At 64.2% G+C, this 16,869-nt stretch carries 17 protein-coding genes; 11 read left to right on the top strand and 6 right to left on the bottom strand.

The genetic code is table 11. From position 1 onward, the window contains the following. Positions 1-44: 44 nt before the first annotated feature. The 4 genes from folE2 to xseB are packed head-to-tail and all read right to left on the bottom strand — an operon-like array spanning position 45 to position 3,854. A complete protein-coding gene (folE2, locus tag L0962_RS09065; RefSeq protein WP_234086044.1) occupies positions 45-839 on the bottom strand; it encodes a GTP cyclohydrolase FolE2 in 795 nt (264 codons plus the stop codon). A gap of 17 nt (positions 840-856) precedes the next feature. Continuing rightward, positions 857-2,725, bottom strand: a complete 1,869-nt coding sequence (dxs, locus tag L0962_RS09060; RefSeq protein ID WP_234086043.1) for a 1-deoxy-D-xylulose-5-phosphate synthase — start codon at positions 2,723-2,725, stop codon at positions 857-859. A 2-nt stretch (positions 2,726-2,727) separates the two neighbouring features. Next, the gene (locus L0962_RS09055; protein ID WP_234086227.1) at positions 2,728-3,594 is read right to left on the bottom strand and encodes a polyprenyl synthetase family protein; all 867 of its coding nucleotides are present in this window, start codon (positions 3,592-3,594) and stop codon (positions 2,728-2,730) included. A gap of 20 nt (positions 3,595-3,614) precedes the next feature. After that, positions 3,615-3,854 (bottom strand): exodeoxyribonuclease VII small subunit, encoded by a 240-nt coding sequence (xseB, locus tag L0962_RS09050; protein WP_234086042.1) that lies wholly within the window; start codon positions 3,852-3,854, stop codon positions 3,615-3,617. A 112-nt stretch (positions 3,855-3,966) separates the two neighbouring features. On the opposite strand from xseB, the gene L0962_RS09045 reads away from it, so the two are divergent. From L0962_RS09045 to L0962_RS09030, 4 genes are all read left to right on the top strand, one after another. Next, positions 3,967-5,115, top strand: a complete 1,149-nt coding sequence (locus L0962_RS09045) for an aromatic ring-hydroxylating dioxygenase subunit alpha (protein ID WP_234086041.1) — start codon at positions 3,967-3,969, stop codon at positions 5,113-5,115. An 87-nt stretch (positions 5,116-5,202) separates the two neighbouring features. Then, positions 5,203-6,087 carry a DMT family transporter gene (locus L0962_RS09040; RefSeq protein WP_234086040.1) on the top strand — a complete coding sequence of 295 codons (885 nt, stop codon included), beginning with the start codon at positions 5,203-5,205 and terminating at the stop codon, positions 6,085-6,087. Further along, positions 6,084-6,434, top strand: a complete 351-nt coding sequence (locus L0962_RS09035) for an STAS/SEC14 domain-containing protein (protein ID WP_234086039.1) — start codon at positions 6,084-6,086, stop codon at positions 6,432-6,434. The genes L0962_RS09040 and L0962_RS09035 overlap by 4 nt, the downstream gene beginning before the upstream one ends. Continuing rightward, a complete protein-coding gene (locus tag L0962_RS09030) occupies positions 6,431-7,270 on the top strand; it encodes a sulfurtransferase (protein ID WP_234086038.1) in 840 nt (279 codons plus the stop codon). Before L0962_RS09035 ends, L0962_RS09030 begins: the two co-directional genes overlap by 4 nt. Here the strand turns inward: L0962_RS09030 and queG are convergent. Then, the gene (gene queG, locus L0962_RS09025) at positions 7,267-8,328 is read right to left on the bottom strand and encodes a tRNA epoxyqueuosine(34) reductase QueG (RefSeq protein WP_234086037.1); all 1,062 of its coding nucleotides are present in this window, start codon (positions 8,326-8,328) and stop codon (positions 7,267-7,269) included. The genes L0962_RS09030 and queG overlap by 4 nt on opposite strands. Between queG and tsaE the strand changes: the two genes are divergently transcribed. Continuing rightward, positions 8,323-8,838 carry a tRNA (adenosine(37)-N6)-threonylcarbamoyltransferase complex ATPase subunit type 1 TsaE gene (tsaE, locus tag L0962_RS09020; RefSeq protein WP_234086036.1) on the top strand — a complete coding sequence of 172 codons (516 nt, stop codon included), beginning with the start codon at positions 8,323-8,325 and terminating at the stop codon, positions 8,836-8,838. The two genes, queG and tsaE, sit on opposite strands and share 6 nt — an antisense overlap. Further along, positions 8,772-10,088, top strand: a complete 1,317-nt coding sequence (locus L0962_RS09015; protein ID WP_234086035.1) for an N-acetylmuramoyl-L-alanine amidase — start codon at positions 8,772-8,774, stop codon at positions 10,086-10,088. Before tsaE ends, L0962_RS09015 begins: the two co-directional genes overlap by 67 nt. A gap of 40 nt (positions 10,089-10,128) precedes the next feature. On the opposite strand, the gene L0962_RS09010 is transcribed toward L0962_RS09015, so the two are convergent. Next, positions 10,129-11,271: a GGDEF domain-containing protein gene (locus L0962_RS09010; protein ID WP_234086034.1), complete on the bottom strand. Its 1,143-nt coding sequence runs from the start codon at positions 11,269-11,271 to the stop codon at positions 10,129-10,131. Between the two features lie 16 nt (positions 11,272-11,287). Here L0962_RS09010 and L0962_RS09005 point away from each other — a divergent pair, with 16 nt between their 5' ends. The 5 genes from L0962_RS09005 to ispH are packed head-to-tail and all read left to right on the top strand — an operon-like array spanning position 11,288 to position 16,869. Further along, positions 11,288-12,208, top strand: a complete 921-nt coding sequence (locus L0962_RS09005; protein WP_234086033.1) for a bifunctional riboflavin kinase/FAD synthetase — start codon at positions 11,288-11,290, stop codon at positions 12,206-12,208. A 9-nt stretch (positions 12,209-12,217) separates the two neighbouring features. Further along, positions 12,218-15,016 (top strand): isoleucine--tRNA ligase, encoded by a 2,799-nt coding sequence (gene ileS / locus L0962_RS09000; RefSeq protein ID WP_234086032.1) that lies wholly within the window; start codon positions 12,218-12,220, stop codon positions 15,014-15,016. Beyond that, positions 15,009-15,479: a signal peptidase II gene (lspA, locus tag L0962_RS08995; protein ID WP_234086031.1), complete on the top strand. Its 471-nt coding sequence runs from the start codon at positions 15,009-15,011 to the stop codon at positions 15,477-15,479. Before ileS ends, lspA begins: the two co-directional genes overlap by 8 nt. A gap of 2 nt (positions 15,480-15,481) precedes the next feature. Beyond that, the gene (locus L0962_RS08990; RefSeq protein WP_234086030.1) at positions 15,482-15,940 is read left to right on the top strand and encodes a peptidylprolyl isomerase; all 459 of its coding nucleotides are present in this window, start codon (positions 15,482-15,484) and stop codon (positions 15,938-15,940) included. Next, positions 15,940-16,869 carry a 4-hydroxy-3-methylbut-2-enyl diphosphate reductase gene (gene ispH, locus L0962_RS08985; protein WP_234086029.1) on the top strand — a complete coding sequence of 310 codons (930 nt, stop codon included), beginning with the start codon at positions 15,940-15,942 and terminating at the stop codon, positions 16,867-16,869. The genes L0962_RS08990 and ispH overlap by 1 nt, the downstream gene beginning before the upstream one ends.

The following is a 16,869-nucleotide window of genomic DNA, read 5'->3' as shown; positions in this document are numbered from 1 at the left end:
TTTTTTGCCGATGCCTGCGGTCGACCGCAGCCATCGGCAATTTTTCAGCCTTGACGCTTGTCGCGCTCGATCAGCGCGTAGGCGGAGTGATTGTGGATCGACTCGAAATTCTCCGATTCGACCACGTAAGCATCGATGCGTGCTTCGGCGTTGAGGCGGGCGGCGACGTCGCGCACCATGTCTTCGACGAACTTCGGGTTGTCGTAGGCGCGTTCGGTGACGTACTTCTCGTCCGGGCGCTTGAGCAGGCCGAACAGTTCGCAGGAGGCTTCGGATTCGACCAGCTGGACCAATTCCTCGATCCACATGAAGTCGTTGGTGCGCGCCGTGACGGTGACGTGCGAGCGCTGGTTGTGGGCGCCGCGTTCGGAAATCTTCTTCGAGCACGGGCACAGGCTGGTGACCGGCACGACGACCTTGACCGCGACATCGACGCGACCGTCGACGATGTCGCCGATGAAAGTGACGTCATAGTCGAGCAGGCTCTGCACCCCCGAAACCGGTGCGGTCTTGTTGATGAAGTAGGGGAAATTCATCTCGATATGACCGGTCTGCGCCTCCAGACGGACGAGCATGTCCTGCAGCATGGCCGGGAAGTTCTCGACCGAGATTTCGCGCTCGTGCGAGTTCAGGATCTCGACGAAGCGCGACATGTGGGTGCCCTTGAAGTTGTGCGGCAGACCGACGTACATGTTGAACATGGCGATGGTGTGCTGGATGCCTTCGGATTTGTCGCGGACCTTGATCGGGTGGCGGATGGCCTTGATGCCGACCTTGTTGATCGCGATCTGGCGCGTGTCGGCGGAACTCTGGACGTCAGGGATGGGGCTGGTGGTCATGGGCTGTTCTGTCGGGGTTATGGTTGGGGCAGGCATTCGCGCACGCTGCGCACGATACCATCCTTGTCGAGGCCCAGCTCGGCGAGGAGCTGACCCTGTTCGCCATGATCGACGAAGCGATCCGGCAGGCCGAGACGCAGCACGGCCACGTTCAACCCGCGCTCGCCGAGCACCCGTTCGATTTCCGAACCGGCGCCGCCGATCACGGCGTTCTCTTCGATGCTGACCAGCAGCGAATGGTTCCCGGCCAGTTCGACGATCAGGTCGATATCGAGCGGCTTGACGAAGCGCATGTTCACGACGGTGGCGTCAAGCACTTCGCCTGCTGCCCGTGCGGCAGGCACCAGGCTGCCGAAGGCGAGCAGGGCGATGTTGCGCCCCTGGCGCAGCACTTCGGCCCGGCCGACCGGCAGCGTGTCGAGCTGGGTCGATGGCAGCGCGCCGGTGCCGGCGCCGCGCGGGTAGCGGACCAGGCTCGGGCCGTCGAGGCCGTAGGCGGTCGACAGCATGCGCCGGCATTCGGCTTCGTCGGCCGGTGCCATCACCACGAGATTCGGAATGCAGGTGGCAAACGACAGGTCGAAGGTCCCATGATGGGTCGGGCCGTCGGCGCCGACCAGGCCGCCACGGTCGACAGCGAAAACGACCGGTAAATTCTGCAGGGCGACGTCGTGGATCAACTGGTCGTAGGCGCGTTGCAGGAAGGTCGAGTAGATCGCGACAACCGGTTTCAGGCCTTCGCAGGCGAGCCCGGCGGCGAAAGTCACGGCGTGCTGTTCGGCGATACCGACATCGAAGTAGCGTTCAGGGTGTTCCTGAGCGAAGCGGACCATGCCAGAGCCTTCGCGCATCGCCGGGGTGATGGCGATCAGCCGGCTGTCCGCTCTGGCCTGGTCGCACAGCCAGTCGCCGAAGACCTGGGTATAGGTCAGCTTGCCGCCAGCCTTGCCGGCGGTCTGGATGCCTTCTTCTGCCGAAAATTTGCCGACGCCGTGGTAGAGCACCGGATCGGCCTCGGCCAATTTGTAGCCATGGCCCTTGCGGGTGATCACGTGCAGGAACTTCGGCCCCTTGATCTTCTTCAGGTTTTCCAGTGTCGGGATCAGCGCGTCGAGGTCGTGGCCGTCGATCGGGCCGTAATAGTGGAAGCCGAATTCCTCGAACAGCGTACCCGGCGCAATCATGCCCTTGACGTGTTCCTCGGCGCGGCGCGCCAGTTCGAGCAGCGGCGGGGCGAAGCCGAGCATGTGCCGGCCGGCGTTGCGCGCGGCATTGTAGGTCTTGCTCGAGGTCAGTCGCGTCAGGATGTGGTTCAGTGCGCCGACCGGTGGCGAGATCGACATCTCGTTGTCGTTCAGGATGACCAGCATGTCGGCGTCGCCGACGCCGGCGTTGTTCAGTGCCTCGAAAGCCATGCCGGCCGACATCGCACCGTCGCCGATGATCGCCACGACCTGCCGGTCTTCGCCCTTGTGTTTGGCGGCCAGCGCCATGCCGAGTGCGGCCGAGATCGACGTCGAGGAATGACCGACGCCGAACGTGTCGTACTCGCTTTCGCAACGCTTCGGAAAGCCGGCGATGCCGTGCCGCATGCGCAGGCGGTCCATGCCGCCGCGGCGCCCGGTCAGCACCTTGTGCGGGTAGCACTGGTGGCCGACATCCCAGACCAGCCGGTCGGCCGGCGTGTCGAATACGGCATGCAGCGCGATGGTCAGTTCGACGGTGCCGAGGTTCGACGACAGGTGGCCGCCGGTTTGCGAGACCGAATCGATCAGGAAACTGCGCAGTTCGTCGGCCAGTTGCTTGAGTTGCTTGCGGTCGAGCGAGCGAAGATCGGCCGGGCTGGTGATGATGTCGAGCAGGGGAGTGGGTTCGGCCTGGGCCATGGTCAGAATTGCCGGTGACAGATGAAGTCGGCCAGTTCGGTCAGGCGAGCGGCCCGCGTGCCGAAGGCGGACAGGGCGTCGAGGGCGTCGTTGCGCAGTTCCTCGGCGTAGCGGCGGGCACGGTCGAGGCCGAGCAGGGCAACATAGGTGGGTTTGTCGGCGGCTTCGTCCTTGCCGGCCGTCTTGCCGAGCGTGGCGGTGCTGGCGGTGCAGTCGAGGATGTCGTCGACGACCTGGAACAGCAGGCCGGCGCGTTTGGCGAAGCGGTCCAGTCGCTGGCGTTCGTCGGTGCTCAGCGGTGTGCCGCACAGCGCGCCGAGCAGGACGGCGGCACGGATCAGTGCACCGGTCTTCAGTGCGTGCATCAATTCCAGTTCGGCCTGCTCCAGCGGTTTGCCGACCGACGCCAGGTCGATCGCCTGGCCGCCGGCCATGCCGCGCGAGCCGCTGGCGTGCGCGAGCAGGGCGATCATTTCCAGCTGGCGGAGCGGTTCGCCGAGCGGCTGCGTGGCCAGCAGTTCGAAAGCCTGGGTCTGCAGGCTGTCGCCGACCAGCAGCGCGGTCGGTTCATCGTATTCGACGTGACAGGTCGGTCGACCGCGCCGCAATACATCGTCGTCCATGCACGGCAAGTCGTCGTGGACCAGCGAATAGGCATGGATCATTTCCACGGCGCAGGCAACGACGGCCAGCCGGTCGGCCGGTGCCGATGTCAGTTCGCCGGCGGCGAAGGCGAGCAGCGGGCGAACCCGCTTGCCGCCGCCCAGCGTTGCGTAGCGCATCGCATCATGCAGGCGTTGCGGAATGCTGTCGGCAGCGGGGAGGTAGTGGGCCAGGGCGTGTTCGACGCAGGTCTGGGTACCCGCCATCCAGTCGCTGAAACTTGCGTTCACCGGGCCTCCAGCGTGTTGCGGTCAACGAGGCTGGTTTCACCGTTTTCCAGAACGGCGATCTGCGCTTCGGCGTCGGCCAGTTGGGCCTGGCAGTGTTTCATCAGTTCGGTACCGCGTTTGTAGGCTGCGATCGAGGCGTCCAGTTCGAGCTGGCCGCCTTCCATGCTGGCGACGATGGCCTCCAGTTCGGCCAGCGCCGTTTCGAATTTCATGTCGGCGAGCGGAGTCTGATCCATGGCTGCAGCATTCGGGGAAACGCGTGAAAATACTCCATCCGGGGCGCCACGGTCAAATTCGGGTTAAAATTCATGCCCTTTTCTTGTTTTGCAACCCCGCTGGAGGCTTGGAATGTCCGACATGGCGACGCTGTCCCGGTTGGCACCCGCAGTTTCCCAACTGCCGGTGGACTGGTACTTCGATGAACGGATCTACGCATTGGAGAAGAAACTCATCTTCGATGCCGGTCCCGGCTATGTCGGCCACCAGCTGATGGTGCCCGGTGCAGGCGATTACCGTTCCCTGGAATGGAAGGATCACGGCCAGATGCTGCTCAACGGCGGCACAGTCGGGACAAATGCCGGACTCTGGCAGATGTCCAACGTCTGCCGTCATCGCCAGGCGATCATGCTGCAGGGCAGCGGCACCTTGAGCGGGCCGGTGGTCTGCCCGATCCACCGCTGGACCTACGCGCAGTCCGGCGAGCTGATCGGGGCCCCGCACTTCCCGCAGAATCCCTGCCTGAACCTCGACAAGGTCAAGCTGGAAAACTGGAACGGCCTGTTGTTCAAGGGGCCGCGTTCGGCCAACGGCGACCTGGCCGGCATGAACGTTGCCCGCGATCTGGATTTCACCGGCTACAAGCTCGACCACGTCGAGATGCACGAGTGCAACTACAACTGGAAGACCTTCATCGAGGTCTATCTCGAGGACTACCACGTCGTGCCCTACCACCCGGGCCTGGGTAATTTCGTCACTTGCGACGACCTGACCTGGCAGTTCGGCGACTGGTACTCGGTGCAGAAGGTCGGCATCACTTCGTTGATGAAGGACTCCACCTCGTCTGCCTACAACCGCTGGCAGAAGGTCGTCCGCGAGTACTACGGCGACCGTGGCGAGACGCCGCCGCAGGGCGCGATCTGGCTGACCTACTACCCGAACATCATGGTCGAGTGGTATCCGCACGTGCTGGTCGTGTCGACGCTGATCCCGATGGGGCCGGACAAGACGATGAACGTCGTCGAGTTCTATTACCCCGAGGAAATCGTCGATTTCGAGCGCGAGTTCATCGAGGCCGAGCGCGCCGCCTACATGGAAACCGCCATCGAGGACGACGACATCGGCGAGCGCATGGATCGCGGCCGCAAGGCGCTGCTGGCCGAAGGCAAGAACGAGGTCGGCCCGTACCAGAGCCCGATGGAGGACGGCATGCAGCACTTCCACGAGTTCTACCGCCGGATCATGCAGCAGGATATCGAGCGCATGCGCACTGCCGGCTGAACGCCGGTTTTTCGCCGATTCGCGCGGTCGACCGCAGGCGCCGGGGTAAAATCCGGCGCCTTTTCTTTTTCCGGCGAGATTCGATCGATGCAATCCCTGTGGATGCTGGTCGCCAGCTTTCTCTTCGCCTGCATGGGCGTTTGCGTCAAGCTGGCCGCGCAGACCCATTCGGCGGTCGAGATCACATTCTGGCGAGGCGCCGTGTCGCTGGTGCTGATGTTCGCGCTGGTCCGCCTGCGCCGGGTGCCGCTCGCCACCCCGCACTGGCGCTGGCAGTTGACCCGCGGGACGGTCGGGTTTCTGGCGCTGTTCGCCTATTTTTACGCGATCACCCTGTTGCCGCTGGCGACGGCGGTGACGCTGAATTACACCTCGGCGATCTTCCTTGCCCTGTACCTGGCGCTCGACGGCATGCGCCTGCGCAAGGCCATGCTCGGCGCGTTGCTGCTCGGTCTGCTCGGCATCGTCCTGCTGCTGCGGCCGACGCTGCACCAGGATCAGCTGTTCGGCGGCCTGGTCGGGCTGCTGTCGGGGGCCGGGGCCGGCATGGCCTATTTCAGTGTGCGCGAACTGGGCGCGCGCGGCGAGCCGGAGACCCGGACGGTTTTTTACTTCGCCCTGGTGTCGACCGCAGGATCGGCAATCTGGCTGGCGTTTGCCGACCTGCATGCGGTCGACTGGCAGAGCGGGCCGATTCTGCTGGCCGTCGGCGTGTTCGCCACCGGCGCGCAACTGGCGATGACCCGCGCCTACGCCCGCGGCAAGACGCTACTGTCGGCGGCGCTGGCCTATTCGACCGTGATCTTCTCCAGCCTGTTCGGCATGGCGGTGTGGGGGGAATTGCTCGACACGACGGCGTGGACGGCGATCGGCCTGATCGTGCTGTCCGGCGTCGCAGCGACGCAGTTTTCGCGTCAGCCGGCGCGAACCGGATTAAACTGGGGACAAAACAACAAAGGAGAAAGACCATGATCGTCATCGACCATCAGCCGAACCGCGTCAATGTATCGGTGTTCGGCGAATTCACGCTGGCCGACTACCGGGAGTTCGAAGAAGTCGTCAATTACAAGGTGAAATTCGAAGGCCCGGTCGACCTGCTGTTCGATCTCGGCCAGATGGCCGGGCTGACCCTCGACGTCGCCTGGGAAGAGGTCAAGTTTTCGCGGGCCCATGCCAGCGATTTCAAGCGTGTCGCCGTGGTGACCGACAGCCAGTGGGTGACCTGGAGTGCTTGGATTTCGCAGACCTTCGTCAGCGCCGACGTCGAGGTCTTCGACGATGTTGCCGAAGCACGCGGCTGGCTGGACGGGGCGGCGTGAGTTTCACCACCGTCGTTGACGTTGCGACGCTGGCGGCGCATCTGGACGACGCCGACTGGCGCATCGTCGATGTGCGCCATCAACTGGCCGACGTCACCTACGGCGAACGCAGTTATGCCGCCGGCCATCTGCCGGGCGCCCAGTTCCTGCATTGCGACCGCGACCTTTCGGGGCCGATGAGCGGCGTCAACGGACGTCATCCCTTGCCCGATCCGCAGGTGCTGGCCCGACGGCTGGGCGACATTGGCATCGACCGGGAAACGCAGGTGGTGGTCTACGACGATGCCCAGGGAATGATCGCCGGCCGCCTGTGGTGGCTGCTACGCTGGCTCGGGCATACCCGGGTGGCGGTGCTCGATGGCGGATGGCAGGCCTGGCTGGCGGCGGGCGGCGCGCTGGAAACAGTGGTGGGGACACCGACGCCGTTGTCGTTCCCGGTTGCGCTTCAGCCGGCTGCGGTCGACGCGGCATTCGTGCAGAAAACGCTCGCTACGCCGTCGGTCCGCCTGATCGATGGCCGGGCGCCGGATCGTTTCCGCGGCGAGAACGAAACGCTCGATCCGGTCGGCGGCCATATTCCCGGTGCCGGCAATCGCTTCTTCCGCGACAACCTGCAGGCCGACGGCCGTTTCAAGGCGGCCGGCGAGTTGCGCGAGGACTGGTTGCGGCGGCTCGCCGGTCGTCCGGCAACGGAGATCGTCCATTACTGCGGTTCCGGCGTCTCCGCCTGCCACAACCTGCTGGCCATGGAAATCGCCGGCCTGCCGGGCTCGCGGCTGTACGCCGGGTCGTGGAGCGAATGGTGTGCCGATCCGGTGCGCCCGGTCGAGACCTAGGCCTTCCCGCGGTTTTCGGCGAGGCGCCGCAGCGCCCAGCCGACGTGTTCGCGAACCAGTGCCGACGGATGGTCGGCCCGGGTTTTCAGTGCATTTTCCGCGTCGACCGTGGCCGGCCCGTTGCCGAGCGCGACGGCGATGTTGCGCAGCCAGCGTTCATGCCCGATGCGGCGGATCGGGTTGCCGGCCAGGCGCGTGTCGAACGCCGCTTCAGTCCAGTTGAACAGGTCGATCAGGCTGGCCGAATCCAGTCCGTGACGCGCCGCGAAATCGGGGTCGCCGAGACGGGCGAAGCGATTCCACGGGCAGCAGGTCTGGCAGTCGTCGCAGCCGTAGATGCGGTTGCCGATCAGCGGCCGCAGGGCTTCCGGAATGGCGCCGGCCAGTTCGATGGTCAGGTAGGAAATGCAGCGGCGGGCATCGACTTCGTAGGGCGCGACGATCGCCGCCGTCGGACAGGCATCCAGGCAGGCGGTACAACGGCCGCAATGTTCGTCAGCCGGCGCATCGGGCGTCAGCGGCAGATCGCAGTAGATTTCGCCGAGGAAGCGCCACGAGCCTTCACGCGACAGCAGCAGGGTGTGCTTGCCGCGCCAGCCGAGTCCGGCCTGGCGGGCGAACTCGACCTCCATGACCGGCGCCGAATCGGAAAAGACGCGATAGCCGAAAGGGCCGATTTCGCCGGCGATTACATCGGCCAGCTTCTGCAGACGCTGGCGGACGACCTTGTGGTAGTCGCGCCCCTGGGCATAGCGGGAAATCGCCGCCCGGTCGCCGGCCTGACCGGCTTCCCGGTGCGGCAGATAGTCGATGGCCGTCGAAATCACGCTCAGCGTACCGGGATGCAGGCGCTGCGGTTCGGCGCGCAGATCGAAGTGGCGGGCCATATAATCCATCTCCCCGTGCCGGCCGGCGGCCAGCCAGGCGCGCAGCCGGTCGACCGCGGCGCCGGGTTCGGCCCGGGCGAAGCCGATCGCTGAAAAACCCAGGCGCCGGCCGTGCCTGCGGATGTTTTCCTGCAGCGCCGCAATCTGTTTCGTGGAGTCACCATCATGCATAGCCCGGATGTTACCGCCGTTTTCGACCTGCCCGACGAGCCCGCCACGCAGGCGCTGGGGGCGATGCTGGCCGGCTCGCTGCTGCCGGGCCTGAACATTTTCCTCGAAGGTGACCTCGGGGCCGGCAAGACGACGCTGGCGCGGGCGCTGATTCGGGCATTGGGTCATGCCGGACCGGTGAAGAGTCCGACCTATGCCTTGGTTGAAGTTTACGTATTTTCGAGCTTATACTTGTATCACTTTGATTTTTATCGCTTCGAGTCAGCAGAGGAATTCCTCGATGCGGGGTTTGCCGAATATTTCAACGATGCATCGGTCTGTCTGGTCGAATGGCCTGACAGGGCGGCGGGTTGCGTGCCGGCCCCGGATTTGCGGATCCGCCTGCGTCATGTCGCAGACGGCCGCATCGCCGAACTCGAAGCCTGCTCGGAAAGGGGACGGTCATGTCTGAGCAAGATCGCATCGACGCCCGCCGACGGCACCTCCTGCGGGGCGCCGGTTCGGCGCTGATTCTTTCGGTGACGCCGCTGGCCGGCGCTGCCGCCAGCCGGCCGGCCATCGTCGCCGTGCGCATCTGGCCGGCCCAGGATTACACGCGGGTCACGCTGGAACACGATGCGCCGCTCAAGTTCAACCAGTTCACCGTTGAAAACCCGGACCGTCTGGTGGTCGACATCGAAGGCGTCGAATTCAACAGCGTGCTCGACAGTCTGGCCGGCAAGGTGGCGGCCGACGATCCCTACATCAAGTTGTTGCGGGCCGGACGTTTCAAGCCGGGCGTGGTGCGCCTAGTGATGGAATTGAAGACCAAGGTGGCGCCCCAGGTCTTTTCGCTGGAACCGGCTGGCAACTACGGCCATCGTCTGGTGCTCGACGTCTATCCGCAAACACCGGTCGATCCATTGCTGTCGCTGATCGAGGGGCGCGAGGATGCGGTGCAGCCGCTCAAGCAGGACCAGGCGCTCGGCGAAAGCCGGAACGAGCCGGCCAAGGCGCCGGAGGTCAAGACCGCCCGGAAATCCGGCAAACCGGTGGTCGACCGGCTGGTCACCGTCATGCTCGATCCGGGGCACGGGGGCGAGGATCCGGGGGCGGTCGGCAAGCGGGGCACCTACGAAAAGAACGTGACGCTGGCCGTTGCCCGTCAGCTCAAGGCGCGCATCGACGCCGAACCGAACATGCGCGCGGTGCTAACCCGCGATGCCGATTTCTTCGTGCCCTTGCAGATGCGTGTGCAGAAAGCGCGCCGCATCCAGGCCGATCTGTTCCTGTCGATCCATGCCGATGCGTGGATCAAGCCGGATGCGCGGGGGTCGTCGGTCTTCGTGCTGTCCGAAAAGGGCGCTTCGAGTACCCAGGCTCGCCTGCTGGCACAGAAGGAAAACAGCGCCGACCTGATCGGCGGGGTCAATCTGGCACAGACCAAAGACATGTTCCTGGCGCGTACCTTGCTCGACCTGTCCCAGACAGCCACCATCAACGACAGCATGAAGCTCGGCAAGTACCTGCTCGGCGAGTTGGGGGCAATCAACACCCTGCACAAGGAAAGCGTCGAACAGGCCGGTTTCGCCGTACTCAAGGCGCCGGATATTCCATCGGCGCTGATCGAAACCGCGTTCATCTCGAATCCGGAAGAGGAATTGCGCCTGGCCGATGCCGATTATCAGGAAAAACTGGCCGATGCCATCATGCGCGGCATTCGCCAGTTCTTCATCAAGCATCCGCCGGGGCCGAAGGCGAAGCTGGCCAGCCTGGGCTAAGTTTTTCCGCTAACCGGCCGGTCGACCGCAGGCGGCCGGTTCAGAACAGTTCGACCTCGCCCTTGGCGATTTCCCTGGCAGCCAGCTTGTTGCTGGCGATCAGTTGTTCGTACCCGTCGACGCGGTTTCGTCCGTTGCGCTTGGCGTAGTACAGCGCCTCGTCGGCACGGTCGATGACATCGGTCGGCGTGTCGTTGGGCAGCAACTTGCTGAAACCGACGCTGACCGTGACGTGTCCGACGCGGCTGAACACCGTTTGCTCGACATCGGTCCGGAAGCGTTCGAGCACCGCTTGCGCCGAATTCTGGTCGGTCGGCTGGAGCAGCGCGACGAATTCCTCGCCGCCGAAACGAAACAACTGGTCGTCGAAACGGAAAGCCTGACGCATCACCTGCGACAGCATGATCAACACTTCATCGCCGATCAGGTGGCCGTGGTTGTCGTTGATCTGCTTGAAATGGTCGATATCGCAGACGGCCAGCCAGTGATTGCTGTTGGGCGGGCCCTGGCGGCGTTTCCAGCCGCTTTCGCCGAGCATCCGGTCGGTCGCCGCCTGGCCGAGCAGTTCGAACAGGTGCTTGTCGAAGGTCTTGCGGCTGGACAGCCCGGTCAGCGTATCGGCTTCGCCGTAGTCGAGCAGCGCGATATGGTTGCCGAAGTATTCGATCAATCCCATCAGCGTGACGCGCTGGTCGGCCGAGAACTCGTCGGTCAGCTCCAGGTCGATGAAGTAGATCGGTTCGTCGAGCCGGATGACCGGAAAGATGATCCGGTGGGTGCCGTCTTCAAGAAAGTCGATGACCGCCGAGAGTTCCTTGTGGCACTGGCGAAGCAGGGGATCGCGTTCGATCGTCTGACAGAAGCGGTGGTCCGGCAGGTAGGCGTTGCGCAGGAACTGGCCTTGCGGCCCGCTGCCGGCGCAGGCAAACACGACGCTCTTGCGGTGCCCCGAGTAGCATCGATAGATGGTCAGCCGCTGCGGATTGAACAGATCCATCAACGCGTCCACCATGGCGGAATTGATTTCCGTCCGGTCGCGCCGGGCGGAAATCTTGACGACGTGAGCGATCAGCTCGAGCATGGCAGCGGGGTAGCGTTCGGATGGCCGATTATAACCACTGATGTCGGCGAGTCCGGCGGCATTTTGGGGCGAAGCCGGGTGAGCACCGGTATAATTCGCCATTTTTCGCTTCGATCCCATGCGCGTCTTCCGCGGTCACTCGCGTCCGCTTCCTGCTCCCGTCGTTCTGGCCATCGGCAATTTCGATGGCGTGCATCTCGGACACGCTGCCTTGCTCGATCGTCTCCGGCAGGAAGCCGAGCGGCGGGCGTTGGTGCCGACCGTGCTGACCTTCGAACCGCATCCGCGCGAATTTTTTGCGCCGGAATCCGCGCCGGCGCGACTGAGCACCTTGCGCGAGAAACTCGAACTGCTGGGCGACGCCGGCGTTCGGCAGACGATGATCTGCCCGTTCAATGCGGCTTTTGCGGCACTGACGGCCGAGGACTTCGTGCAGCAGGTGCTGCTGCGCTCGCTTGGGGTTCGTCATGTGATTGTCGGCGAGGATTTCCGTTTCGGCCGCAGTCGCGCCGGCGATACCGTCATGTTGCGGGAAGCGGGCGAGCGCCTGGGATTCTCCGTGGATGCCGTGGGCAGCGTGCTGCTCGACGGGGAGCGGGTGTCCAGTTCGTCGGTCAGGGCGGCACTGGCGGCCGGCGAGATGATGCACGCCAGCCGTCTGCTCGGCCGGCACTACGCGATGGACGGCCAGGTTTCGCATGGACAGAAACTGGGGCGGCAGCTCGGTTTCGCCACGGCGAACATCCGTATCCGGCACAATCCGCTGCCGTTGAGCGGCATTTTCGCCGTCGAGGTTGCCGGCCTCGGCGAGCGGCCGCTGCCCGGGGTGGCCAATCTTGGCATCCGGCCGACGGTAGGCGGTACGCGGCCGCTGCTGGAAGTGCATCTTTTTGATTTCGACCGCGACATCTACGGCGCGCACATTTCGGTGCGCTTCCTGCACAAGCTGCGCGACGAGCAACGTTTTCCCAATTTCGATGCCCTCAAGGCGCAGATCGCGGCGGATGCCGCGGCGGCGCGGGCCTTCTTCAAGCTGTGAGTGATTGCGATGGCTGACTACAAGGACACCCTGAATCTTCCCGATACCCCGTTCCCGATGCGCGGCGATCTGCCGAAGCGCGAGCCGAAATGGGTTGCCGACTGGCAGCAGAAGAAGCGCTACCAGCGCATCCGCGAGATCAGCGCCGGCCGGCCGAAGTTCATTCTGCACGACGGCCCGCCGTACGCCAACGGCAGCCTGCACCTGGGGCATGCGCTGAACAAGATCCTCAAGGACATTATCGTCCGCTCGAAGACGCTGGCCGGCTACGATGCGCCCTACGTGCCGGGCTGGGACTGTCATGGTCTGCCGATCGAGCACAAGATCGAGGTCACGCACGGCAAGAACCTGTCGGCCGACAAGGTGCGTGAATTGTGCCGTGCCTACGCCGCCGAACAGGTCGACATCCAGAAGGCCGGGTTCATCCGCCTTGGTGTGCTGGGCGACTGGGACAATCCCTACCTGACGATGAACTTCGCCAACGAAGCCGGCGAAATCCGCGCGCTTGCCGAGATCGTTCGTCAGGGCTACGTGTTCAAGGGCCTGAAGCCGGTGAATTGGTGTTTCGACTGCGGCTCGGCGCTGGCCGAGGCGGAGGTCGAGTACGCCGACAAGAAGTCGCCGACCATCGATGTGGCTTTTCCGGTCGACGCCGCCGACGGGCAAAAACTGGCCGCCGCCTTCGGGCTGCCGGCGCTGACCAGGCCGGCGTTCGCGGTGATCTGGACGACGACGCCATGGACCATCCCGGCCAACCAGGCGCTGAACATTCATCCCGAGCATGCGTATGCGCTGGTCGATACCGGCGAGCGGCTGCTGGTGCTGGCCGCCGAACTGGTTGAGGCCTCGCTGCAGCGTTACGGCCTGCCGGGCAGCGTGCTGGCGACCGTGCCGGGCAAGGCGCTGGAAGGGCTGCAGTTCCGTCATCCGCTGTACGACCGCGTGTCGCCGGTTTTCCTGGCCGACTATGTCGGACTCGATGCCGGCACCGGCATCGTGCACTGTGCGCCGGCGCACGGCGTCGACGACTTCAACGCCTGGCTGGCCTACGGGCGGGGCAACGACGAGATCATTTCCATCGTCAAGGGCGATGGCGTCTATGTCGACGATCTGCCTTACTTCGGCGGTCAACTGATCTGGAAGGCCAATCAGCCGATCTGCGACAAGTTGAGCGAAGTCGGCTGCCTGCTGTCGCACGGCAACGTCAGCCACAGCTACATGCATTGCTGGCGGCACAAGACGCCGGTGATCTATCGGGCGACCGCGCAATGGTTCGTCGGCATGGATCGCTCGGCCAATGCCGGGGCGGAAACGCTGCGCCAGATCGCGCTGCGCGGCGTCGAGGCGACCGAGTTCTATCCCGGCTGGGGTAAGCCGCGCCTGCACAACATGATCGCCAACCGGCCGGACTGGTGCATCTCGCGCCAGCGCAACTGGGGCGTGCCGATTCCCTTCTTCCTGCACAAGGAAACCGGCGAACTGCATCCGCGGACCGTCGAGCTGATGGAAGAAGTCGCCAAACGCGTCGAGAAGGAAGGTATCGAGGCCTGGTTCAAGCTCGACGCCGCCGAACTGCTGGGCGCAGAAGCCGCGCAGTACGACAAGATCAGCGATACGCTCGACGTCTGGTTCGACTCTGGTACGACGCACTGGCACGTGCTGCGCGGTTCGCATAACGATGGCCATGCCGTCGGGCCGCGTGCCGATCTCTATCTGGAAGGTTCCGACCAGCATCGCGGCTGGTTCCATTCCTCGCTGCTCACCGGTTCGGCGATCGACGGTCATCCGCCGTACAAGGCGCTGCTGACGCACGGTTTCACCGTCGACCAGCAGGGCCGCAAGATGAGCAAGTCGCTGGGCAACACCATCCTGCCGGAAGAAGTCACCGACAAGATGGGCGCCGACATCCTGCGCCTGTGGGTCGCCGCCACCGACTATTCCGGCGAGCTGGCGATGTCCAAGGAAATCCTGGCGCGCGTCGTCGAGGGCTACCGCCGCATTCGCAACACCTTGCGGTTCCTGCTCGCCAATATTTCCGATTTCGATGCGTCGACCGCAATGCTGCCGGTCGATCAGTGGCTGGAAATCGACCGCTATGCGCTGGCACTGACGCGCAACCTGCAGGAGAACTGCCGCGCCGATTACGACCAGTACGAGTTCCACCGCGTGGTCCAGGCCTTGCAGACCTTCTGTTCGGAAGACCTGGGCGGTTTCTACCTCGACATCCTGAAGGACCGTCTGTACACGACGGCCCCGCAATCGCGTGCGCGCCGGTCGGCGCAGTCGGCGCTGTGGCACATCACGCAGGCTTTCGTTCGCCTGCTGGCGCCGATCGCCGCGTTCACCGGCGAAGAAGTGTGGGCCGTGCTGCAAGGCAACGAGGACGATTCGGTGATGTTCCAGACCTGGCACGAACTGCCGGCCGTTGCCGATGAAGCGGCGCTGCTCGCCCGCTGGGGCATCGTCCGCGAGGTGCGCAACGACGTGACCAAGGCGCTGGAAGCCCGTCGCGAGGCCGGCGAGATCGGTGCCGCGCTGCAGGCGGCCGTCGAAATCCGATGTGCCGGTGACAAGTTCGCTGCCCTGACGGCGCTTGGCGACGATCTGAAATTTGTCTTCATCTGCTCGTCGACCGCAGTGATCGAATCCGCCGAGGAATCCGTCACCGCCACGCCGCTGACCCACGCCAAATGCGAGCGTTGCTGGCACGTGCGTGACGATGTCGGGGCCGATCCGGCGCATCCGGGCCTGTGCGGCCGTTGTGTCAGCAATCTGCATGGCGACGGCGAGGTACGTACGCATGCGTGAGGCACGCTCCTGGTATGCGCTGGCTGCCGTCGTGGTGGTGCTCGATCAGTTGAGCAAATGGATCGTGCTGAACACGCTGGGGCCGGCCGACAGCATCTACGTCACGCCATTCTGGAACTGGGTGCTTGCCTTCAATCCGGGGGCCGCGTTCAGTTTTCTCGCCGATCAGCCGGGCTGGCAGCGCTGGTTCTTCACCCTGCTGGCACTCGGCGTTTCCGGCTGGATCGCGCTGGAACTGCGGCGCCATCCTGAACAGCGGCTGCTGTCGCTGGCGCTGGCGCTGATCATGGGTGGTGCGCTGGGCAACGTCATCGACCGCATCCGCTTTGGCGCCGTGGTCGATTTCATCCAATGGCACGCCGCCGGTTATTACTGGCCGGCATTCAACGTTGCCGACTCGGCGATCAGCATCGGCGCGGTTTTGCTGGTTTTCGCCTCGTTGACCGCAAGAAAGGCAGATTGAAGATGGTCGAGAGCACCACGAACAAGACGAATGAACCGGTTGTCCGTCCCGATAGCTACCTGACCCTGCATTACCGGGTAACCGCGCTGGATGGCGAGGAATTTCTGTCCACCTTCGACATGAGCCCGGCCACCTTGCAGATGGGTAGCGGTCAACTGGCCGAAAACCTCGAAAATGTCCTGCTCGGCCTGAATGCCGGCGAGCATTACGTATTCGAACTGCCGCCCGCACAGGCCTTTGGCGAGCATAACGAGCGTCTGGTCGAACGCATTGCCCGCACCGGCCTGCCCGAAGGCATGGAACTCAAGGAGAATTCGGTCGTCGAATTCAGCGCGCCCAACGGCGCGACTTTTGCGGGTTTCCTGCGCTCGCTGGACGCGACGCACGCCCTGTTCGACTTCAATCACCCGATGGCGGGCAAAACGATCCGTTTCGAGGTGAAAATCATCGGAATCATGTAATGCGCCAGATTTTCCTCGCCAATCCCCGCGGCTTCTGTGCCGGCGTCGAGCGCGCGATCGCCATCGTCGAGCGTGCACTGGCCAAGTTCGGTGCACCGATCTACGTGCGCCACGAAGTGGTGCACAACAAGTTCGTCTGCGACGATTTGCGTGCCAAGGGGGCCATCTTCATTGAGGAACTGGCCGAAGTGCCGGCTGGCAGCACGGTCATTTTCAGCGCCCACGGGGTTTCCAAGGCCGTCCGCACCGAAGCCGAGGCGCGCGGCCTGAAGGTCTTCGATGCGACTTGCCCGCTGGTCACCAAGGTTCACGTCGAGGTTGGCAAGATGCGCGGCCAGACCCGTGAAGTGGTGATGATCGGCCACAAGGGGCATCCCGAGGTCGAAGGCACGATGGGGCAATCGACCACCGGCATGTATCTGGTGGAAACTGCCGAGGACGTCGAGCGTCTGACGGTGGCCGAGCCGGAACAACTCTCCTTCGTCACCCAGACGACCCTGTCGGTAGACGACGCATCACGGGTGATCGACGCGCTCAGGGCCCGCTTCCCGCTGATCCAGGGCCCCAAGAAGGACGACATCTGCTACGCCACGCAAAACCGCCAGGATGCGGTCAAGGTGCTGGCCGAGCGATGCGACCTGGTGATCGTTGTCGGCAGTCCGAACAGTTCGAATTCGAGGCGCTTGCGCGAAGTGGCTGCCGGTCTGGGCATTGAGGCCCATCTCGTCGATAACGCCGCGGAAATCCAGTCCGACTGGCTGAAAGGCAAGGCGCGCATCGGTGTCAGCGCCGGTGCGTCGGCACCGGAGGTTCTGGTTCAGGCAGTGATCGAGCGGCTGGCCAACCTCAGCGGTGCCAGTGTGACCCAACTGGCAGGGGTGGAGGAGGGCGTTGCCTTTCCGTTGCCGCGGGAACTGGCTACGCCCTGA

The sequence above is a fragment of the Azonexus sp. R2A61 genome (genome assembly GCF_021401135.1).
In the GTDB taxonomy this organism is placed as follows: domain Bacteria; phylum Pseudomonadota; class Gammaproteobacteria; order Burkholderiales; family Rhodocyclaceae; genus Azonexus.
This window is presented reverse-complemented; position numbering and strand designations above follow the sequence as displayed.